A 19,582-nucleotide genomic window follows, 5' to 3' on the forward strand; every position below is an offset into this window, starting at 1 on the left:
TCATAGGCGCTAAAGCGCCAACAAAAGCGTTGGGCCGCGCAGGCCGCGGCGAAGGCGCGGCCTGCGCCCCCGGGCGGCGCGGAACGCGGCGCAAAACCTCTTGCCTTGGCAGGGCAGACCCGTCTGCTCAGGTGCCGCAGAACGTCGCCTGCACCACCTCCTCCTCTGCAGGTGGGCGGCGCAGGTCTGCAAATTCTTCGCTGGTCTCAAACGGCGACGCCAATGCGGTCATCAGGCGCTCAAACGGGGCATAATCACCTGCCACCGCCGAGGCGATCATCTGCTCAATCCGGTGATTGCGCGGGATCAGAACCGGGTTGGCGCGCGCCATTCGCGCTTGGGTATCAGTTTCACTCTTTATACGCTCTTTCCAGCGCGCCTCCCAGGCGTCAAAGCTTGCAGGCTCAAGAAACTGATCGCGGGCATGTCCCTCCAACAGCGCGCGGAAGCTATTGGTGAAATCGGCCTGCCCCTGTGCCATCACTTGCAGCAGATCGCTCACCAATTCCAAATCGCCCTCAGCGACAGTGCCGATGCCGATCTTTGCACAGAACTGGCGCAGCCATGCTTCTTGCAACAGATCCGGCATGGCATGGACGATTTCGGTTGCTTCATCCAGCACGCTTTCGGGATCGTCCTCCAGTTGGATCAGCGCCGTGGCGAGTTGCGCGAGGTTCCAGACCGCGATCTGCGGCTGGTTGGCATAGGCATAGCGCCCGGTGCGATCAATCGAGGAAAACACCCGGTTTGGATGATAGACATCCATAAAGGCGCAGGGACCATAATCAATGGTTTCCCCCGCGATGGAGGAGTTATCCGTATTCATCACCCCATGAATGAACCCCACGCCCATCCACGCGGCGATCAGCTCTACCTGTGCACCCCGCACCGCCCGCAACAGCCCCATTGGCCCCTGCGCCTCCGGGTAGTGGCGGGCAATGGCATAGTCTGTGAGGGTCCGCAGCGCCTCGTGATTGCCACGCGCGGCAAAGATCTGAAAGGTGCCCACGCGCAGGTGGCTCCGCGCCACACGGGTCAGAACCGCCCCGGGCAAGCCGCCCTCGCGCCAGACCGTCTCGCCCGTTGCCACGGCTGCCAGCGCCCGCGTGGTCGGGATACCCAGCGCGTGCATGGCCTCAGAGACCACATATTCCCGCAGAACCGGGCCGAGCCACGCGCGCCCGTCGCCATTGCGCGAATAAGGCGTGGGACCAGAGCCCTTGAGCTGGATATCACGGCGGATGCCATCGGTGCCCACTACCTCGCCCAAAAGCACCGCGCGCCCATCGCCAAGCTGCGGGTTGTAGCTGCCAAACTGATGCCCCGCATAAAGCTGCGCCAGCGGGTCAGCGCCCGGGGGCACCACATTGCCGCCAAAGATGTCGGCCAGTTCCTCATCGTGCCCGCGGGTGATCCCCAACCGGGCGGCAAGCGCGTCGTTGAAGGCAATGAGCCGAGGGGCCTTTACCGGGGTTGGGGCGTGCCGGCTGTAGAACTCAGGCGCAAGTTGCGCATATGTATTGTCAAACGGGATATCGAGGGTCATGAGCCAAACATATGCCGCCCCACCCGAATTACCACCCGCAATCACACCAACTCCGGAGCCATAGTGCATGACGCAGGACATGAGCGCAGATGAGATTATCCAGATCCTTGGACTGGAACGTCACCCCGAAGGCGGCTGGTACCGCCAGACCTGGGTTGAGGACCCCGGCGAAGACCCCCGTGACCCCTCGTCTCGGCCCTGTGGCACCTGCATCTACTTCCTGCTTGGCGCAGGCGAGCGCAGCCACTGGCACCGGGTCGATGCCACGGAAATCTGGCTCTATCACGCAGGCGCGCCGCTCATCCTGTCGCTTTCAGAGACCGACCAAGGCCCGGCCAGCGATCACCTCCTGACCCCAAACCTGCGGGAGGGCCGCCCGCAGGTGATGGTTCCCAAAGATCACTGGCAAGCCGCACGCAGCACCGGCGCGTGGACATTGGTCAGTTGCACGGTGTCGCCGGGGTTTGAGTTTTCCGGCTTCACCCTCGCGCCCGAAGGCTTCGACATTCCACGCAACTAACCACGGCTGAGGTATTTCGCTTCGGGCAAAGCCCGAAGCGACCCGCGCCGCGCAGCCGTTCCGGCTGCGCGGCGCTCGGCCCAACGGGAGCGGGTGCATTTCATATGCTGCCCGCGACGGGCGGGAGCCTCCCCGTACTTGAGAGACATATTAACTGGCGCGCGTAGTCCAGCCCTCGGGCACCGTCACGATGCCGCCGCCGACACAGGCGCGCACGCCGGTTGTGCGGGGTGCAGAGGTTGCCATACCCCGGGCCACCCGCACCGCCAGATAGGCAAAGGCCTGCGCCTCCAACATATCGCCATCCAGCCCAACGGCCTCCACTGGCTCCACCGGGCAATCCAGCGACACGCTGAGCATTTCCATCAGCACCGGATTGTGCCGCCCCCCACCGGTGACCAGCACCTTTGCAGGGGCCTCAGGGCAATGGTCCATCCCCTGCGCCACCGCAGCGGCGCACATGGCTGTAAGCGTGGCAGTGGCATCCGCATCGCTCAACTCGGTCACAAGGCAGATCATTTCCGGAAAATCATTTCGGTCCAGAGACTTCGGTGGCATCCTTGAGAAATAGGGCTCTGCCAGAAACAACTCCAGCGCGCCATTCTCGACCACACCTTCGCTGGCCACCTTGCCGCCCTCATCCATCTGCAGGCCAAGACGCGCCTGCAGGAAATCATTGATCGGCGCATTGGCAGGCCCGGTGTCAAACGCCAGCAAGGCGCCTGCATCCTCGGGGCGCTCCACCCGAGGATCGACATAGGTGAGATTGCCGACCCCCCCGAGGTTCAGAAAACACAAGGGCTCCGTTGCGCCAATGTAGCGTGCGCAAGCGTGGTGGAAGAATGGCGCCAACGGCGCACCCTCGCCACCCATACTGACATCATCAGTGCGGAAGTCCCAAACCACCGGTCGCCCAAGTGCCTCTGCCAGGGTGCCACCATCGCCCACCTGAAGCGTGCCCTGCAAACGCGGCGCATGGGCGACCGTCTGGCCGTGAAATCCGATCAGATCCACATCCAGATGATCCTTCATCACCTCGATATGCGCGGCCTCAACCACCCGTGCCGCAGCCGTCACCGCATCGCCACTCCATTGGCCGAGGGCCGCTCGCAGCACCTCACGCTCTGCGCTTGAATAGGCGCGATAGCCCGTCTCGCCAAAGCCAAAAATCGCCTGTCCGTCGGTCTCCAGGACCGCAACATCCACCCCGTCGAGCGATGTCCCGCTCATCGCCCCCAGCGCCCGCACCGGGCCTGACTTGGATATGGCTCTGCTCATCTCTGCACACTTCCTTGCAAAACCGGGCCGTACCGCCCGTTGGCAGACATATTACACCGCGCAATTTGTCCCGAAAACAGGTTCCAACCGGTTGCGATGCGATTTATACAGCCGCTTGCATATTCAAAAGCCGAGGCATGCTATGACCTACCATCCGAAATCGGACTTCATCGCCATCATGATGGAACGCGGGTTCCTGGCGGACTGCACCGATTATCAGGGGCTCGATGAGGCGCTGGTGAGCGGTACGCAGACGGCATATATCGGCTATGACGCCACAGCAAAATCGCTGCATGTGGGTCACCTCCTGAACATCATGATGCTGCGCTGGCTGCAAAAGACCGGTCATCGCCCGATCACCCTGATGGGCGGCGGCACCACTAAGGTCGGCGATCCTTCGTTCCGCTCGGACGAACGCCCTCTGTTGGGGCCCGAGCAGATCGATGCCAATATCGCCGGCATGCAGAAGGTATTTGCCAAATACCTCGACTACGGCGAGACCGGCGCGATGATGCTCAACAACGCCGAGTGGTTGGATGGGCTCAATTACCTTGAGTTCCTGCGCGACATCGGGCGGCATTTCTCGGTGAACCGGATGTTGTCCTTCGAGAGCGTGAAATCGCGTCTGGATCGCGAACAGTCGCTGTCGTTCCTCGAGTTCAACTACATGATCCTGCAGGCTTATGACTTCCTCGAGCTGAACCGCCGCTACGGCTGCGTTTTGCAGATGGGCGGCTCGGACCAATGGGGCAATATCGTCAACGGGATCGACCTCACACGCCGGGTGTTGGATCACGAGATCTTTGGCCTGACCTCGCCGCTGCTGACCACCTCGGACGGGCGTAAGATGGGCAAATCGCAAGGCGGCGCGATCTGGCTCAACGATGAAATGCTGAGCCCTTATGAGTTCTGGCAGTTCTGGCGCAACACCACGGACGCCGATGTGGGGCGGTTCCTGAAGCTCTACACTGAGCTCCCGGTTGAAGAATGCGACCGTCTGGGCGCGCTGCAGGGGTCTGAGATCAACGAAGGCAAGATCATCCTTGCCAATGAGGTAACCACGCTCCTGCACGGGGCCGAAGCCGCCAAAGCCGCAGAGGCCACCGCGCGCGAAGTGTTCGAGAAAGGCGGCGTGGGCGATGACCTTCCGACCCTGTCGCTCTCGGCTGCAGAGCTGGGCGACGGTATGTCGATCGTGCAGATCATTGTAAAATCGGGTCTGGCCAAATCCGGCAAGGAAGCAAAGCGGCTGATTTCCGAGAATGGCGCAAGGCTCGATGATGCGCCGCTTACGGATGCGGGTTTGATGATCGACGCGGCAGCGCTTGCGTCGCCGATCAAGCTCTCAGCAGGCAAAAAACGCCACGCGCTGGTGCAGCTCGACGGCTGAGCGCCTCGCGCAGATCAAGACCTGTCAGGAGGGGCGTTGCCCCTCTTGGCCTACGGCCAATTCACCCCAGGATATTTGGGGTTAGAAGAATGAGCCTTGCGATTTCGTGTTACAGGAAGGCGAAATCGATCAACGTCAGTATGATGAACGTTGGAACTGACAGCGCCGTGGCGATCAACAGCGCCGCGCATTTTGTCATACGCGCGCCGGGGGCGGTTTTTCCGTAGATTTTAACGGTCCTTTTCATGGTCTCATTAACCATGAATTAGGTTTCAATCCTGTTAATGGCGTCATGTTTGATCTTGGCTCCGCAGCTGTCATGCCCCGCACCTTGAAGCGTACCGAAACCATCCGCGCACTCCCGCAATCCACCGAGTTTTCGCGTGCTCTGCAGATGTTGGGACAACGCCCAATGCGTCTGGACCGCATGCAGGATATGCTCGTATTGCGGCGGAAAGTTTGGGGCTTGCCGGTTGCGATGATCAATCGCGCAGTGCTTCACAAACCCGCGCGCCTGCTGGAAATCCTGCAAGAAGAAGGGCTGCGGCGCACGCCTGTGATTTTATCGCCGGAACGCCCGGTGCCCGAGCTTGCGCGTCTTGGGGCGCTGCCACTGATGACTCCGGCCAGTGTCGGGGTTCTGGATATCCATCCGGATCGTACTCTGCGACGCAGCGGGTTGGAGCAGAAATGGCGCAATCGGCTCTCACACGCGGAGACACAGGCGTTGCGCGTCACCCGGCAAAACATGCCGATGGCACCCGATCACTGGTTGCTGCGCGCCGATGCCGCGCAACAGAAACGGCGGCGCTATCGCAGCTGGCCCACCGCCCTGACACTGGCCTATGGCGAGGCCAATCGCGGCGCGGCCAAATTGTTTGAGGCGCATGAGGGGCGCGAGACGGTTGCAGGCATTCTGGTGCTCACCCATGGCGATGGAGCAACCTATCATATCGCGCATAGTACCGATCGCGGGCGGGATCTGTCGGCGCATAACCTATTGATGTGGAACGCGATGGAGTGGCTTGCCTCTAAGGGCATTCGCCAGCTTGATCTAGGCGTGATCAATACTGAGGATGCCAGCGGGCTTGCACGGTTCAAACTGGGGACTGGCGCGCGCCTAGAACGTCTGGGGGGAACATGGCTCTATTGGCCTCCGATGGGACGGCGCTTTGCGCCTCTGGCGTCGATCGACCTGAACCTGATGGGGGCCTGACTCTCGCCTCAGGGGGAATGACGGCACTAGACAGCTTCGGCCTGCCATGATTATTTGAACATGTGTTCATTTCATGGGAGGAGCGGGACAAATGAAACTCGCAACCACACGCGCCGTGGTCACTGGCGGCGCATCCGGTCTTGGGGAGGCCACCGCTCGCCACTTCCGTAACGCAGGTGCTGAGGTGACCATTCTGGACCGGGACGTTGATCGTGGTCAGAAAATCGCTGAAAGCATCGGTGCGCATTTTGCTGAAACCGATGTGACCAGCGAAGACAGTGTTAAAGCTGCAATCGCGCTGGCAGTGGAGAAAATGGGCGGATTGAGCGCGGCTGTGAACTGCGCCGGCATCGCTCACGCGATCAAGACAGTTGGCCGTGACGGCCCGCATCCCCTTGGCGCGTTTCAGAAAACCGTCGATATCAATCTGGTTGGAAGCTTCAACGTTTCGCGTCTGGCGGCGGCAGAGATTGCAAAAAACAGCCCCGAAGCAGATGGCGCGCGAGGCGTCATCATCAACACCGCTTCGATCGCCGCTTTTGACGGTCAGAAGGGCCAGGCGGCCTATGCGGCGTCCAAGGGTGGTATCGTGGGCATGACCCTGCCCATGGCACGAGATCTGGCCTCTTCGGGGATTCGGGTGATGGCGATTGCGCCGGGAATTTTCATGACGCCGATGCTGGCGGGCCTGCCCGAAGAGGCACAAGCCCAGCTTGCCGCCGATGTGCCAAACCCTGCCCGACTGGGACAACCAGAGGAATACGCGCGCCTGGCCGGGTTTATCGTCGAAATGGGCTATCTGAATGGCGAGGTGATCCGCCTCGACGGCGCGCTGCGGATGCGTTGACGCCCGGGTGTCAACGGCGGGAGCCCTCCCGCCCGTCCTCACCGCCCCCAAAAGGACGGATCGATCCCGTTAGGCCGAGCGCCGCGCGCGCCCCGCAGGGGCGCGCGCGGCGCTGGTCGCTTCGGGCAAAGCCCGAAGCGAAACACCTCATCCGGCGGCTTTTTCTTCCAAGAGCAGCCATTCCTCTTCGGATGCGGCCAGTTTTTCCTGCCGCTCCACAAGCGCCTCAGTGGCTTTCTTAAACTTCACCGGTTCGCGCGTGAACAGCTCTGGATCTGCCATCAGCTCTTCGAGCTTGGCGATCTCCTTTTCCAGCCGGTCAATCTCGTCGGGTAGTGCCTCAAGCCGGTGCTTTTCCTTGAAACTGAGCGCCTCTTTGGGCGATTCGACCTTTGGCTTCGGCTTAGAGGCTTTTGATTTTTCGACCTTTTCGGGTCCCTCAACCGGCGCGCGCTGTGCGAGATAATCGCTCCATCCGCCCGCATAGGCCGTGGCCTGCCCCTGACCTTCCATCGCCACCGTCGTGGTCGCCACACGGTCCAGAAAATCGCGATCGTGGCTCACCAGCAGCACGGTGCCGTCATAGGCGTCCAGAAGCTCTTGCAGCAGATCTAGCGTCTCCACGTCGAGATCGTTGGTCGGCTCGTCCAGAACCAGCATATTCGACGGGCGCGCCATCAGTTTGGCCAACAGCAGCCGGGCCTTTTCACCGCCCGAAAGCGAGCGCACCGGTGCGCGGGCTTGGCGCTCATCAAAAAGGAACTCCTTGAGATAGCCCACCACATGTTTGGGCTGTCCGCGCACCATCACCTGATCCGCCTTGCCGGAGATCCCCATCAACGGATCGGCGGTGAGGTTTTCCCACAGGCTCGAATCACCATCGAGTTGATCCCGGGTCTGATCGAACACGGCGATTTCCAGATTGGTGCCCAGTTTGACCGTGCCCTCATCCGGGGTTTCCTGTCCCAAGAGCATCTTCAGCAGTGTCGTCTTGCCAACCCCGTTGGGGCCGACAAAGGCCACGCGCTCGCCGCGCTGCACCGTGAGGGAGAACCGGTTGAGGATCTGCTTGTCGCCAAAGCTTTTGGTGATGCCTTCGGCCTCGATCACCTTGCGGCCGGATTTTGGCCCCGCCTCCAGTTCCATCGCCGCCGCGCCCTGCCGCTTGATCTGGCTGGCGCGTTCGGATTTCAGATCCTGCAAGGCGCGCACCCGGCCCATGTTGCGTTTGCGCCGGGCCGAGATCCCCTCAACCGCCCAGCGGCTCTCGGATTTGATCAGCCGGTTGAGCTTGTGGCGCTGCATGTCCTCGTCTTCCCAGACCTTGTCGCGCCACGCCTCAAAATGCTCAAACCCCTTGTCCTGACGGCGCACCTGACCACGGTCCACCCAGAGCGTAGCTCGGGTGAGTGCGCGCAGGAACGCCCGGTCGTGCGAGATCAGCACAAAGGCGGCGCGCGTCGAGGCCAGCTCGCTCTCCAGCCAGGAAATCGCTTCAATATCAAGGTGGTTGGTAGGCTCATCCAAGAGCATCAGCTCGGGCGCTTCGGCCATAAGCTTGGCCAGCGCAGCACGGCGGCGCTCGCCACCAGAGGCAGTCTCCACCGGACGGGCGGGATCGAACTTCAGCCCCTCTCCCGCGCGCTCCACCTTATAAAGCTCGCCGGGTTCCAGCTCTGAGGCGGCAAAATCCCCAAGCGTGGCAAACCCTTCCATTTTGGGGTCCTGCTCCATATAGCCGACGGAATTGCCGGGCGGGATCACGATGGAGCCGGCATCCGCCTCCACAAGACCGGCCATGACTTTCATCAAGGTCGATTTACCCGACCCATTGCGCCCCACAAGCGCCACCCGGTCACCGGGCTGCACCACGAGGTCGAGGTCGGAAAACACCGGATCGCCACCAAAGGTCAGCGAAATCCCGGACATCTGCAAAAGAGGAATACGTGCCATAGGAGCGGAGCTAAACCGCGCCGCTGCCTTCGTCAACGTGTCATGAGATGCAGAGGGGCTGCCTAACCCGCAACAGCACGCAGCAGGCGCTTGCGGGCGGGGGGGATGGCACCGATTTCAAGGCCGGTGAACACATGCAGCGTGTTCATATGCCGGTCGACCACCGCGTGATCGCTGACCCAACCTCCCATCATCAGATAGGTGCGCAGCAAGGGCGGCATCCGCAGCATCGCCTTTTTGGCGTCAGGTTTGCGCCGCAGCCTTGCGGCAAAGCGGAACACATCGGGCGCCTTCACACGGGGCAGCCAGCGTTTGGGGGCCAGATGGCGATGTTTCAGCATCGCAAAGGCATCCAGATAGTCTTCGGTCTCGGTCCCGGCAAACGACGAGCAGCCAAACAGCATCTGGATGTTCTCACGATCTACAAAGGCGGTCATCGCCCCCCACGCGACGCGCAAAATGTCCGGATCGTTCCAACCCTGATGGATGCAGAACCGGCCCATTTCCACCATGCGCCCCTCAAAATCCTGCAACCCCGAGAGATCGTAATACTGCGCCGAATAAGTGCGCGCGACCTCTGCGCCGCCCTCCAGAACCAGCATGCGGAAACAGCACACCAATGCCCCGTTGCGCGTATCTTCGACCAGCACATGGGCGCAGGTGTCGTCAAACCCGTCGCGATCAATCTCTGCAGTGCGAAAACACAAGGTCCGCAAAGCCTGAACCGCAGTAACATCCGCAGGTGTTGCCGCAAGCCGGGCCTGATAGCGCCCTTTCGTCAGCAAAATTTCGGCATCGGAGAACGTGTCGGGGGATTGGGACCGGGAGGACATGGCCATGGTCTGCTCGCGTCTGCTTGTTCATTAGCTTGCGCCGCCCCCAGAGGCGACGGGTGCTTTGCATTGCTATCACAAAACATGTGAAGTCCGGGTGACGAATTCATCCCCCGGACCAAATTTAACTGCTGCCATGCGATATCGCAGGGCCTTATTGCAGGAAGCTACCCGGATTGAAGTTGCCGAGGTTGCCAATCAGCTGACGCAGGAAGGTCTTGTCTTCGAGGCTCGAGTCGGTGACCCGGCGCTCCAGCGGGATCACCCGACCGTCTGCCAATGTGTAGCGCTGAACGCTGTCGACAACGCCGCGCCCGTCAAAGGTGATCGCGACCAGATCGCGCGAGACCACCTCAGGCTGCTTGGCACCAAAGCGTTTGATGCGCGAGGTCACGTAGTAATAGCCGCTGTCATCCGCGAGCGAGTCGATGGTCGGCTCTCCGATGGTCTCGGAAACCGAATCGCGGGTATCGACACCGACCACAACTTCGTTCAAGAGTTCCGGCCCCGGAATCCAGCCATGCTTGCGATATTGGGCGGTACAGGCGGTCACCACCACCAACGCGCCGACGAGAAGCGCACTCCGCATCGCGGATTTTACGGTCTTCGGACTTGCAATCATGCGCTTCCCCTGTCGTTCGGGTTGATAAAGACTGAAGTCCCGATTACCTAACTCAAGCTAATGGTTCAAGAAATGAAAGTACACTCGTGAGTTCGACCCCACCTGAAACTGCCGCCCTGCGGGTTGCCGATCTGCCGCAGAACCGCCCCACGCGGTTCACACTGACGCCAGAGGCCAAAGCGCTGACGGATATTGCCAGTGAGCTGGGCGTTGACGCGTTGCGCAAGTTGCGTTTCGAAGGCGAGATCAAGGCGCGTGGCAAACGCGACTGGGTTCTAAAGGCCAAACTCGGCTTTACCGTAACACAGCCCTGCGTCGTCACGCTGGAGCCGGTGACAACCCGGATCGACACCGACGTGCAACGTCTCTTCCTCGCGGAGATCGATATCCCCGACGAGGCCGAAGTAGAGATGGGCGAAGATGATAACATCGACGAGCTGGGTGACTTCATCTCTCCTTATGATGTGATGCTGGAGAGCGTTGCGCTCAATCTGCCGCAGTATCCGCGAAAGGATGGCGCGGAACTTGGTCAGCATGTGCACGCTGAACCGGGCACGCAGCCGATGACGGATGAGGACACCCGCCCCTTCGCAGGGCTTGCAGATTTGCTCAAACCCGGCGACAAGGACTCCTGAGACAAAAGGCTCAATCGGGCACAGGCGCACCGTGGCTTCGGTGAAAGGCGGAAATTTCCACCCTTCTGATGTTGGCACTGGCGCTCAAGACCGCTGAGTTCTAAGAAATCGCTTGCGCAAACGAAGATTCGCAGTATTTTCGCGCGCTCATCGGAATTTTTGGTTGGACATCGGAGAGACTGCGGCCTACACGCACGTCACACCGGACGTCACACCGATTGACACGGAAACATGAAACGCGCCTGAAGGCTCTGCTGCTTGATGGCCCTAGTTAGACAAAGGTTGAGACATGGCTGTCCAACAGAACAAAGTATCCAAATCGCGCCGCAACAACCGCCGCGCGCACGATGCTCTGGTTGCTGCAAACCCGAACGAATGCTCCAACTGCGGTGAACTGCGTCGTCCTCACCACGTGTGCCCCTCCTGCGGCCACTATGACGACAAAGAGATCGTAGCTCAGGCCGACGAGATCGACCTGGACGAAGACGCGGCCTGAGTCGAAACGGGATCACGAATGCCAGGCAGGCACGCAGTCGTATGACGGGTAACACCGCTCCATCGCAGGCAGATGCCCGCCGCACCGTGATTTCGGTGGACGCCATGGGTGGCGATGCCGGCCCGGCCGTAGTGGTCGCGGGCATCGCCAAATCCGCGAGCAAGAATCCCGACATCGGGTTTCTGCTCCATGGTCCCATCGAACAGCTTGAACCCCTTGTGGCCCGCAGGAAAACCCTGAAGGGCCGCGTGGAGATTCGTGACGCACGCGATGTGGTCACGATGGAAGACAAGCCAAGTCAGGTCATGCGCAATGGCAAGGGCACCTCGATGTGGTCTGCCCTCGAATCCGTGCGCTCTGGCGAGGCGGATGGCGTGGTGTCCTGTGGCAATACCGGCGCGCTGATGGCGCTGTCGATGCTACGGCTGCGCAAACTTCCGGGCGTCAACCGCCCGGCAATTGCGATTCTCTGGCCCTCGCGCAATCCGCAGGGCTTTAACGTCATGCTCGACGTGGGCGCCGATGTGCGCGCCGATGCAGAGGATCTGCTGCAATACGCCCTGATGGGCACCTCCTATATCCGCAACTCGATGGATCTCCCCTGCCCGCGTGTGGGGCTGTTGAACGTCGGCACTGAAGAGCACAAAGGCCGCGCAGAGCTGAAAGAAGCCTATGCGCTGATCTCTCAGAACGCGGAGAAGGCCAATTTCGAGTTTGTAGGCTTTGTCGAGGGCAGCGACATTCCCGGCGATATCGCCGATGTGATCGTGACTGACGGCTTTACCGGCAATGTCGCGATCAAAACCGGCGAAGGCACCGCCAGCCTGTTGCGCTCGGCGATGCGCGAAGCCTTTGAATATTCGATTCTCTCGCGCCTTGCGGCGTTGTTGGCCTATACCTCGCTGTCACGCCTCTCCAAGCGGATCGACCCACGCCGGGTGAACGGTGGCGTTTTCCTTGGCCTCAATGGCACTGTTGTGAAATCACATGGTGGTGCCGATGCGACCGGTGTTTCGGCCGCGGTGAAACTGGCGTTTCTCCTTGCAGAACAAGGATTTGCGGAAAAGCTTGCAGCCCGGGTTGCATCCGCCGTAGAGCTTGCCCAAGATGACGCAACGTCCGCAGACGCGGGCGGTCCCGGCGATTCTGAGACCGGGAGTTTGAATTAGAAGGCAGGCAAACGAATGACGCGACGCGCAGTTGTGATTGGCGCAGGGCACTACCTCCCCGAACGCATTGTTGAAAACGCGGAATTCGAGGCCACGCTGGAGACCTCAGACGAGTGGATTCGCTCCCGCTCCGGTATTGAGCGCCGCCATTTTGCCGCCGAAGGTGAAACCACCTCGCAAATGGCGACCCGTGCAGCCGAGGCTGCGCTGAAATCCGCCAGTCGCACCGCAGAAGATGTGGACGCCATCGTGCTCGCCACCTCAACCGCCGATCTGACCTTCCCCTCCGCCGCGACTATGGTCCAGTCGCAACTGGGCATGACCAAGGGCTTTGCCTTTGATGTGCAGGCGGTCTGCGCGGGTTTTGTCTATGCGCTGTCCAATGCCAATGCGCTGATTGCCTCCGGTCAGGCCGACCGGGTGCTGGTCATCGGTGCCGAGACGTTTTCGCGCATTATGGACTGGAGCGACCGCTCAACCTGCGTGCTTTTTGGCGATGGCGCTGGCGCGCTTCTCCTGGAGGCGCAAGAGGGCGCAGGCACCCCAGAGGATCGCGGCATCCTTGCCACGGATCTGAATTCTGACGGTCGTTACAAGGACTTGCTCTATGTGGATGGGGGTGTGTCCACCCAATCCACCGGCCATCTGCGCATGCAGGGCAATCAGGTGTTCCGCCACGCGGTGGAAAAACTGGCCTCGACCGCCACCACCGCGCTGGAACGCGCCGGGGCCAGCACCGATGACGTGGACTGGATTGTCCCGCATCAGGCAAATATTCGTATTATTCAAGGCACTGCAAAGAAAATGGGCTTGCCCATGGACAAGGTGGTCGTGACCGTTCAGGATCACGGGAACACCTCAGCTGCCTCCATTCCACTGGCTTTGTCCGTCGGCGTTGAGCGTGGCCAGATCAAACCGGGTAATCTCATCGTGACCGAAGCCATTGGCGGCGGTCTGGCGTGGGGTGCTGTGGTTTTGCGGTGGTAATGCGAGGGAAACCGCGTCTTCCAATTCATTGATATTGACAGGTAAATTCCTGACCTCCTATTGTTTTGGGAAACAACGGGGATGGCAATGACAGAGAAAACGATTACGAGAATGGATCTGAGCGAGGCAGTGTTTCGCGAAGTAGGCCTGTCACGCAACGAAAGCGCGCAGCTGGTGGAGAGCATGCTCCAGCATATGTCCGACGCTTTGGTGCGCGGCGAACAGGTAAAGATCTCTTCCTTTGGTACCTTTAGCGTGCGCGATAAATCCGCGCGTGTCGGGCGCAATCCCAAAACCGGTGAAGAAGTGCCGATCCAGCCCCGCCGGGTGCTGACCTTCCGCCCCTCTCACCTGATGAAAGATCGCGTCGCGGACGGAAATAAGAGTTAACCGTCGTCGACTATAATGTTCGATGTCTCAATCTTGGCCCCCATCAGCGGGGCCACATCCATTTGCGCCAATCCTGTGCGCCACAGTGAATAAAGGGTCGTCCCAATGTCCAAGTCTCCTGACGCCTTTCGCACCATCAGCGAAGTCGCAGAATGGCTGGATGTCCCGGCCCATGTGCTGCGGTTCTGGGAAAGCAAATTCACGCAGGTAAAGCCGGTTAAACGCGCAGGGGGGCGGCGCTATTATCGCCCCACCGACATGCTGCTTTTGGGCGGCATTCAGAATCTGCTGCACGACAAAGGCCTGTCGATCAAAGATGCTCAGGCGCTCTTGCGTGAAGAAGGCATCCAGCACGTCCAGTCCTTGTCCAAACCTCTTGATGGCGAGGAAGAAGACGAATCACCGATTGAGGCAAAACCGGCGAGCAAATGGGTTGATCCCGCAGCCGCCGAACCCGAGGCGGAAAAGCCACGTCGCCCGGTAGTAGACCGCGAGCCCCTCGGTGAAGAGGAACACGCGCCGCGCAAAGTGGCACCGCCCGCACCACCGCCCTACCCTGCGGGACCGCCCAAAGCAGCCCCCACACCTGCGGCACCGGGTGCCGACGCGCCGCAGGCCGACGTTGCACGTCCGGCCCCTGTTGAAAAGCCATTGCCTGCCTCGGATACAGCGAATGCACCGGCAAGCACCTCGCATGAGGTAGCAGCACCCGCCCCTGAATCGCTCGCACCTGCTGCCGCCGCCCCTCAGGCGTCAGAAGACGTGGCACCCGCCGGGCCTGTGTCAGACGACGACACACCGATTGCGGATAGTACGCCCTCCACCACGTTTGAGGATATGGAGGTTGCGCCTGTCGCTCCCTCACCGACAGCTGCACCGCAATCGGATGTTGCGCCGCAGTCCACACCTGCCGCCCCAGCGTCCACTCGCCCGCCAATAGCGCCTGCGGCCTCCGTTGGCGCCGCTCCTGCGTCTCCTGCCCCTTTCCCGGCTTCGGATGTAGCGCAGCCCTCGCAGCCCAGCCTCTCTGCCGACGAGCCGAGCGAAACGGCACCGGCGGAGCTGCCACAGTCTGAGCTTTCGGCTGACGATCACCCAACCGACGCGCCCATATCCGCCGCGCCGCAGGAACAGGCCGTCGATCAGATTGCCATGCCCTTTGATCTGCCCGATGCCCCCGCACCCACGCGGGATGTGGCAAGTCAGGCGCAAGCGATCCAACAGGCCACCTCCCCGGCTTCTGCACCTGCACCGACAAGCGCCGCAAGCGCTCCCGCATCGAGCGAACAACAGGATTTCTTTGCCGCGCCGCCGCAGCAACAGACCGCCCCCTCGCCTCAGTCGGCGCCTCAGTCGGAGCAGTTGCCAGCGGATTTGCCCGAGGATCTAACAGAGCTGGGCACTGGTGAGGCCACTCCCGAATCTCAGCCCATGGACGTGGCTCATGCGACAGAGATGCGCGCACCAGAGGTTTCCGAAGATTTGACCGCAGCCAAAGACGTGGCGACAGAGGAGGTTGCGCCCTCTTTTGACGCATCGCCCGTTGACGAGAGCGTCGAGCTGCCAACAGAGGCGACCCCCGCTGCGGGTCCTGTCGCAGAAAATGATTTCTCCTCAGACACCCCGGACGAGATCGCAGAGACTGAGTTTGGCGCGACAGCAGAACAAATAGCAGAAGAAGAGGTGACGCCCGAAGAAACGGTCGAAGCGCCAGAACCGGCTCCTTCCTCCGATCCGGCTGCCGAAATGGCTGCGGCCATGGCGACAGCGACGGCCGCTCTTTCTGAGACACCTTCCGTCGAATTCGAGCCAGACACTCCGGAGTTTGCCTCGGACACCACCGAGACAGACACCACCGACACGGATACCATCAGCGCCGACATCCCCGATGCGGATGCTGAAAACATCTTTGCCGCAGCGGACGAGCCGCAGGATGATGCGATTGCGGACGCCGAGACCTCTCTCGATGCCGCCGCGCAATCCCCCCTCCCGGAACCTGACTTTACCGCTCCGGATCAGGGCGTTGCGGATGATATGGATGCGGAACACGCGGCACCTGATGTTGCCGAGGCACCAGTCTCCGATATGGAACTGGGCGACAGCAGCACGCAACCGCGCCCCCGCATGATTGAGGTCTCAGACACCCCCACAGGTGATATTCCCGCTGGATTGTTGCAGCGTCTCTCTGCACTCAACGCGCTGTCGGCGGCGCAGCAAGGGGAGCTTCGTGAAATTGCAACAGCCCTGCGCGGCATCATTGCATCGCGATAACCCTCGAAATCCCGCGCCCCCGTGGGCACTTTGAAAAAGCGTGAAAAAATCGAATTCGCCTCTTGCCCCTGCCGCAAAAAGCAGTAGAAAGCTCCAACAACGGGCTATGGCGCAGCCTGGTAGCGCGTCCGTCTGGGGGACGGAAGGTCGCAGGTTCGAGTCCTGCTAGCCCGACCATAACAAAACGCCCGAGCGGTCAACGCTCGGGCGTTTGTGTATCCGCCACCTGCTTTGCCGTTGGTTTTCAAAGAGAATTCGCAACGCGCATCAAAGATATTGTGGCACGACAGAATATGCGTCAGCCTCCCGCGGGACAGGGACGCCATCAGGGGAACGGCATATGACCGGTGTTTTGCCCAGCCAGACGATCGAAACCATGCTCGCGCGCGACGAGATCAAACTCGCCGCCCCCTTGATTGAGGGCCAAATCCAGCCCGCCAGCCTCGATCTGCGATTGGGCACCGTTGCTTACCGGGTGCGCGCGTCGTTCCTCGCGGGTCAGGGTCGCACTGTGGCCGAGCGCCTTGAAGAGTTTGAAATGCACCGCATTGACCTCAGCGATGGCGCGGTGCTGGAAAAGGGCTGCGTCTATGTGGTGCCCTTGATGGAATCGCTGGACCTGCCCGCAGACATCACCGCCGTGGCCAATGCCAAAAGCTCCACCGGGCGGCTCGACCTTCTCACCCGCACCATCACCGATGGCGGCGAAGAATTCGACCGCATCCGCGCAGGCTATTCCGGCCCGCTCTATGCCGAGATCTGCCCGCGGTCGTTTTCCGTTCTGGCGCGTCCCGGCATGCGCCTCAATCAGATCCGCTTTCGCAACGGTCAGGCGGTGCTTGACGATGCCACTCTGGCCAAGCTTCACGCCGAAACCCCGCTGGTGGACGGTGAGGCTGTGATCGAGGATGGGCTGGGATTTTCCGTCGATCTGCGCCTGCCCGGCACCGATCTGGTGGGCTACCGTGCCAAACCACACACCGGCGTGATCGACCTCGACCGGATCGCCGCCTATGACCCCCGCGACTATTGGGAGGAAGTGCGCAGCGACAAGGGCCGCATCATCCTCGATCCGGGCGCGTTTTATATCCTCGTCAGCCGCGAGGCGGTGCATATTCCGCCCGAATACGCCGCTGAGATGGCGCCTTATCTTGCGATGGTGGGCGAGTTCCGGGTGCATTACGCGGGCTTTTTTGATCCCGGCTTTGGCCATGCCGAAGCGGGCGGCGCTGGCTCTCGCGGGGTGCTTGAGGTGCGCTGCCATGAGGCGCCGTTTGTGCTCGAACACGGGCAAGTGGTGGGCCGTCTGGTTTATGAGCGCATGGCCGAGCTGCCGCAACAGCTCTATGGCGCGGGCATTGCCTCGAACTATCAAGGTCAGGGGCTAAAACTGTCGAAACATTTCCGCGTGCCGGAGTAACCGCCAGATCAACGCGGGTAGCTGACGCGTTCCAGATCCGCCGTGACATCGGCCTGCGCCGCACGTTCCAGCACCGTCGACAGTGTCAGATAGGTGCTGGTGCCGCGCACGCCCTCAATGTCGTAGATCTTGGACAACAGCCCCTCCAGCGCATGCGGGCTTGCCACGCGGACCTTCATGATCAGGCAGGTATCCCCGGTGGTGGAGTGGATCTCCTCCACTTCGGGAAATTGCTCCAGCGCGATAATCTCGCGGGTCTTGCCCCAGCCGATGGTATCGACATGTACAAAGGCAAGGATGGGTTTGCCCACCTGCGCGCCGTCGATCTGTGCTACGGTGGCCTTGATCGCGCCCGAAGCCCGCAACCGTTTCACCCGTTCATGCACCGCCGGGGCCGAGAGGCCCACCTGCTCGCTGATGGCGGCATAGGATTGGGTTGCGTCGCGGCTCAACGCGCCTAATATTTTTCGGTCCAGGGCATCAATACCCCGGCTGGAACGGGAGCTGCTCCGAATGGTCTCTGTTTTTTCCATTTCTCGATCTTTAACATCTTCACAGAATGAATTTCACCGATTAGGCCAAACTGCCGAATGAAATTCAACATCAATCGAGACCTCTCATGTCACCTTCTGCCCCGCCGCTCTGGATCTCTATCGCCACATTGATGTGTGCCATTGCCATCGTGGGCACCAATGCGCTGCTGCTGTCACCGCTGGTGCAAACGGTGGGGGCGGATCTTGCGGCCAGCCCGGCGCAGGTTCTCCGGGCCTCCAGCGGCTATGGGCTTGGGGTGGCGGCGGCAGCACTGATGCTTGCGCCCATGGGCGACCGCATCGGTGCAGGCCGGCTGTTGCGGATGGCCCTCGTCGCGCTGACGCTTGGCTTTATCGCGAGCGCGCTGGCCCCCACGCTGGTCGCCCTGATCGCAGCACAGGTGCTCTGTGGGATCGCCGGGGGGGCCGCACTGCCGTCGATCTACACCATGGCCGCTGTGATCGCGCCCAAGGGTCGCGAGGCCCGTGTGGTGGGCGCGGTTCTCACCGGCTGGACACTGTCGCTGGTGCTTGGCGTCAGCCTTGCTGCGTGGAGCGCAGAACTGGTGGGATGGCGCATGGTCTACGGCGCGCTCGCGGCGCTCTGTGCGCTGGTCTGGGGGCTCAGTGCCCCGCTGGCACGTCTCGATGAGCCGGGCGGATCCGCAAGCTCACCTCTGAGTGCGCTCAGGGTTCCGGGGATGGGACGCGGCATTCTGGCCTCTGTCGGGCTGATGCTCAGCTTCTATGTGACCTATTCCTACACCGGCGCTCATGCCACGGTCACCCTTGGTCTCAGCACCGGTCAGGCGGGGCTGCTGCCGCTGATCTATGGGCTTGGCTTTGGCGGCGCGGTGCTGCTCGACCCGATTCTGGACCGGATCGGCATGGCGCGGGCCACAACGCCGGTTTTCCTCGCGCTCAGCCTTGTTTACGTGGCCATGGGTGTCTTTGGTGCCAGCTATCCGCTGTTTCTTGCACTGGCGGTTCTGTGGGGGATCTTCCAGCACTTTGGACTGAACCTGCTGGTGGCGCGTCTGACAGTACTGGATGTGCGCCAGCGCGGCGCCATCATGGGGCTTTACTCCACCACCACATATCTCAGCGTCTTTGCAGCCCCGTTTGTCGGCGGGATCGGATTTCAGGCCCTCGGCATCCTTGGCTGTGTGCTGATTTCAGCCGTGCTGACCACCATCGCCGCGATCGAGGCGCTGAGCCTGCGCCGCACACTCCCCTTCAGGACTGATCCCGCTGCGCCCGACGTGCCCGACGCGCCTGCCTGACGGCCCGGATGCGCTCACGCTCGGCCTGTTCCTCCGGGGTGCGTTCGGCGCGCTGCGGCGGGTGATCGCCACGGCTTGATTTCTTGCCGCCGCCGCGTTTGGCGACAGCGTTGATCCCGGCGTTTACGCCCGCGTTCACCGCCCGCCCGATCAGGCGGCGCAGGACCATATTGGCGATCCGGTCAAATCCCAT

At 61.4% G+C, this 19,582-nt stretch carries 20 protein-coding genes and 1 tRNA gene; 13 read left to right on the forward strand and 8 right to left on the reverse strand.

From position 1 onward, the window contains the following. Positions 1-127: 127 nt before the first annotated feature. Positions 128-1,546: a protein adenylyltransferase SelO gene (locus QNI81_RS08330; RefSeq protein ID WP_283966213.1), complete on the reverse strand. Its 1,419-nt coding sequence runs from the start codon at positions 1,544-1,546 to the stop codon at positions 128-130. Positions 1,547-1,613: 67 nt separating this feature from the next. On the opposite strand from QNI81_RS08330, the gene QNI81_RS08335 reads away from it, so the two are divergent. Next, entirely contained in the window at positions 1,614-2,066 is a 453-nt protein-coding gene (locus QNI81_RS08335; protein ID WP_283966214.1) for a cupin domain-containing protein, read from the forward strand. Positions 2,067-2,216: 150 nt separating this feature from the next. On the opposite strand, the gene QNI81_RS08340 is transcribed toward QNI81_RS08335, so the two are convergent. Further along, positions 2,217-3,344, reverse strand: a complete 1,128-nt coding sequence (locus tag QNI81_RS08340) for an anhydro-N-acetylmuramic acid kinase (RefSeq protein WP_283966215.1) — start codon at positions 3,342-3,344, stop codon at positions 2,217-2,219. A gap of 142 nt (positions 3,345-3,486) precedes the next feature. Between QNI81_RS08340 and tyrS the strand changes: the two genes are divergently transcribed. Further along, positions 3,487-4,734 (forward strand): tyrosine--tRNA ligase, encoded by a 1,248-nt coding sequence (gene tyrS, locus QNI81_RS08345; protein ID WP_283966216.1) that lies wholly within the window; start codon positions 3,487-3,489, stop codon positions 4,732-4,734. A gap of 109 nt (positions 4,735-4,843) precedes the next feature. On the opposite strand, the gene QNI81_RS08350 is transcribed toward tyrS, so the two are convergent. Then, positions 4,844-4,981, reverse strand: coding sequence for a hypothetical protein (locus QNI81_RS08350; RefSeq protein ID WP_283966217.1), 138 nt, complete (start codon positions 4,979-4,981; stop codon positions 4,844-4,846). 45 nt (positions 4,982-5,026) lie between these two features. On the opposite strand from QNI81_RS08350, the gene QNI81_RS08355 reads away from it, so the two are divergent. Both QNI81_RS08355 and QNI81_RS08360 read left to right on the forward strand, forming a co-directional pair. Next, complete coding sequence (locus tag QNI81_RS08355) at positions 5,027-5,950, forward strand: GNAT family N-acetyltransferase (RefSeq protein ID WP_283966218.1); 924 nt, start codon at positions 5,027-5,029, stop codon at positions 5,948-5,950. 91 nt (positions 5,951-6,041) lie between these two features. Then, the gene (locus QNI81_RS08360) at positions 6,042-6,797 is read left to right on the forward strand and encodes an SDR family NAD(P)-dependent oxidoreductase (RefSeq protein WP_283966219.1); all 756 of its coding nucleotides are present in this window, start codon (positions 6,042-6,044) and stop codon (positions 6,795-6,797) included. Positions 6,798-6,944: 147 nt separating this feature from the next. Here QNI81_RS08360 and QNI81_RS08365 read toward each other — a convergent pair whose 3' ends face one another. The 3 genes from QNI81_RS08365 to QNI81_RS08375 all read right to left on the reverse strand — a co-directional run bounded on the left by QNI81_RS08365 (position 6,945) and on the right by QNI81_RS08375 (position 10,205). Next, the gene (locus QNI81_RS08365) at positions 6,945-8,750 is read right to left on the reverse strand and encodes an ABC-F family ATP-binding cassette domain-containing protein (protein ID WP_283966220.1); all 1,806 of its coding nucleotides are present in this window, start codon (positions 8,748-8,750) and stop codon (positions 6,945-6,947) included. A 62-nt stretch (positions 8,751-8,812) separates the two neighbouring features. After that, a complete protein-coding gene (locus QNI81_RS08370; protein WP_009178712.1) occupies positions 8,813-9,589 on the reverse strand; it encodes a GNAT family N-acetyltransferase in 777 nt (258 codons plus the stop codon). A gap of 148 nt (positions 9,590-9,737) precedes the next feature. Then, the gene (locus QNI81_RS08375; protein WP_005623425.1) at positions 9,738-10,205 is read right to left on the reverse strand and encodes an outer membrane protein assembly factor BamE; all 468 of its coding nucleotides are present in this window, start codon (positions 10,203-10,205) and stop codon (positions 9,738-9,740) included. 86 nt (positions 10,206-10,291) lie between these two features. Between QNI81_RS08375 and QNI81_RS08380 the strand changes: the two genes are divergently transcribed. The 8 genes from QNI81_RS08380 (at position 10,292) to QNI81_RS08415 (ending at position 17,573) form a co-directional block, all read left to right on the forward strand. Further along, complete coding sequence (locus QNI81_RS08380; RefSeq protein WP_009179254.1) at positions 10,292-10,840, forward strand: YceD family protein; 549 nt, start codon at positions 10,292-10,294, stop codon at positions 10,838-10,840. A 289-nt stretch (positions 10,841-11,129) separates the two neighbouring features. Then, positions 11,130-11,336 carry a 50S ribosomal protein L32 gene (gene rpmF / locus QNI81_RS08385; RefSeq protein ID WP_005623419.1) on the forward strand — a complete coding sequence of 69 codons (207 nt, stop codon included), beginning with the start codon at positions 11,130-11,132 and terminating at the stop codon, positions 11,334-11,336. A 41-nt stretch (positions 11,337-11,377) separates the two neighbouring features. Then, positions 11,378-12,505, forward strand: coding sequence for a phosphate acyltransferase PlsX (gene plsX, locus QNI81_RS08390; protein ID WP_283966221.1), 1,128 nt, complete (start codon positions 11,378-11,380; stop codon positions 12,503-12,505). 15 nt (positions 12,506-12,520) lie between these two features. Beyond that, positions 12,521-13,492: a beta-ketoacyl-ACP synthase III gene (locus tag QNI81_RS08395; RefSeq protein ID WP_283966222.1), complete on the forward strand. Its 972-nt coding sequence runs from the start codon at positions 12,521-12,523 to the stop codon at positions 13,490-13,492. 87 nt (positions 13,493-13,579) lie between these two features. Next, positions 13,580-13,882, forward strand: a complete 303-nt coding sequence (gene ihfA, locus QNI81_RS08400) for an integration host factor subunit alpha (protein WP_005623412.1) — start codon at positions 13,580-13,582, stop codon at positions 13,880-13,882. 105 nt (positions 13,883-13,987) lie between these two features. Then, positions 13,988-16,153: a MerR family transcriptional regulator gene (locus QNI81_RS08405; protein ID WP_283966223.1), complete on the forward strand. Its 2,166-nt coding sequence runs from the start codon at positions 13,988-13,990 to the stop codon at positions 16,151-16,153. Between the two features lie 100 nt (positions 16,154-16,253). Next, positions 16,254-16,330 (forward strand) — tRNA-Pro (locus QNI81_RS08410). Between the two features lie 163 nt (positions 16,331-16,493). Then, entirely contained in the window at positions 16,494-17,573 is a 1,080-nt protein-coding gene (locus tag QNI81_RS08415) for a 2'-deoxycytidine 5'-triphosphate deaminase (RefSeq protein WP_283966224.1), read from the forward strand. An 8-nt stretch (positions 17,574-17,581) separates the two neighbouring features. Here the strand turns inward: QNI81_RS08415 and QNI81_RS08420 are convergent, their stop codons facing one another. Next, the gene (locus QNI81_RS08420; protein WP_283966225.1) at positions 17,582-18,025 is read right to left on the reverse strand and encodes an Lrp/AsnC family transcriptional regulator; all 444 of its coding nucleotides are present in this window, start codon (positions 18,023-18,025) and stop codon (positions 17,582-17,584) included. A gap of 167 nt (positions 18,026-18,192) precedes the next feature. Here QNI81_RS08420 and QNI81_RS08425 point away from each other — a divergent pair, with 167 nt between their 5' ends. Then, positions 18,193-19,389 (forward strand): MFS transporter, encoded by a 1,197-nt coding sequence (locus QNI81_RS08425; protein WP_283966226.1) that lies wholly within the window; start codon positions 18,193-18,195, stop codon positions 19,387-19,389. Here QNI81_RS08425 and QNI81_RS08430 read toward each other — a convergent pair. After that, positions 19,343-19,582 carry a hypothetical protein gene (locus QNI81_RS08430; RefSeq protein ID WP_114962678.1) on the reverse strand — a complete coding sequence of 80 codons (240 nt, stop codon included), beginning with the start codon at positions 19,580-19,582 and terminating at the stop codon, positions 19,343-19,345. The genes QNI81_RS08425 and QNI81_RS08430 overlap by 47 nt on opposite strands.

The organism is Tritonibacter sp. AK171 (assembly GCF_030127025.1).
In the GTDB taxonomy this organism is placed as follows: domain Bacteria; phylum Pseudomonadota; class Alphaproteobacteria; order Rhodobacterales; family Rhodobacteraceae; genus Epibacterium; species Epibacterium mobile.

Bases quoted from the DNA above. Each gene is read 5' to 3' on its own strand.
- ihfA (WP_005623412.1), top strand. From the start codon at position 13,580: ATGACAGAGAAAACGATTACGAGAATGGATCTGAGCGAGGCAGTGTTT.
- QNI81_RS08330 (WP_283966213.1), bottom strand. From the start codon at position 1,546: ATGACCCTCGATATCCCGTTTGACAATACATATGCGCAACTTGCGCCT.
- QNI81_RS08425 (WP_283966226.1), top strand. From the start codon at position 18,193: ATGTCACCTTCTGCCCCGCCGCTCTGGATCTCTATCGCCACATTGATG.
- QNI81_RS08415 (WP_283966224.1), top strand. From the start codon at position 16,494: ATGACCGGTGTTTTGCCCAGCCAGACGATCGAAACCATGCTCGCGCGC.
- rpmF (WP_005623419.1), top strand. From the start codon at position 11,130: ATGGCTGTCCAACAGAACAAAGTATCCAAATCGCGCCGCAACAACCGC.
- tyrS (WP_283966216.1), top strand. From the start codon at position 3,487: ATGACCTACCATCCGAAATCGGACTTCATCGCCATCATGATGGAACGC.
- QNI81_RS08350 (WP_283966217.1), bottom strand. From the start codon at position 4,981: ATGAAAAGGACCGTTAAAATCTACGGAAAAACCGCCCCCGGCGCGCGT.
- QNI81_RS08365 (WP_283966220.1), bottom strand. From the start codon at position 8,750: ATGGCACGTATTCCTCTTTTGCAGATGTCCGGGATTTCGCTGACCTTT.
- QNI81_RS08355 (WP_283966218.1), top strand. From the start codon at position 5,027: ATGTTTGATCTTGGCTCCGCAGCTGTCATGCCCCGCACCTTGAAGCGT.
- QNI81_RS08375 (WP_005623425.1), bottom strand. From the start codon at position 10,205: ATGATTGCAAGTCCGAAGACCGTAAAATCCGCGATGCGGAGTGCGCTT.
- QNI81_RS08360 (WP_283966219.1), top strand. From the start codon at position 6,042: ATGAAACTCGCAACCACACGCGCCGTGGTCACTGGCGGCGCATCCGGT.
- plsX (WP_283966221.1), top strand. From the start codon at position 11,378: ATGACGGGTAACACCGCTCCATCGCAGGCAGATGCCCGCCGCACCGTG.
- QNI81_RS08370 (WP_009178712.1), bottom strand. From the start codon at position 9,589: ATGGCCATGTCCTCCCGGTCCCAATCCCCCGACACGTTCTCCGATGCC.
- QNI81_RS08335 (WP_283966214.1), top strand. From the start codon at position 1,614: ATGACGCAGGACATGAGCGCAGATGAGATTATCCAGATCCTTGGACTG.
- QNI81_RS08405 (WP_283966223.1), top strand. From the start codon at position 13,988: ATGTCCAAGTCTCCTGACGCCTTTCGCACCATCAGCGAAGTCGCAGAA.
- QNI81_RS08340 (WP_283966215.1), bottom strand. From the start codon at position 3,344: ATGAGCAGAGCCATATCCAAGTCAGGCCCGGTGCGGGCGCTGGGGGCG.
- QNI81_RS08430 (WP_114962678.1), bottom strand. From the start codon at position 19,582: ATGGGATTTGACCGGATCGCCAATATGGTCCTGCGCCGCCTGATCGGG.
- QNI81_RS08395 (WP_283966222.1), top strand. From the start codon at position 12,521: ATGACGCGACGCGCAGTTGTGATTGGCGCAGGGCACTACCTCCCCGAA.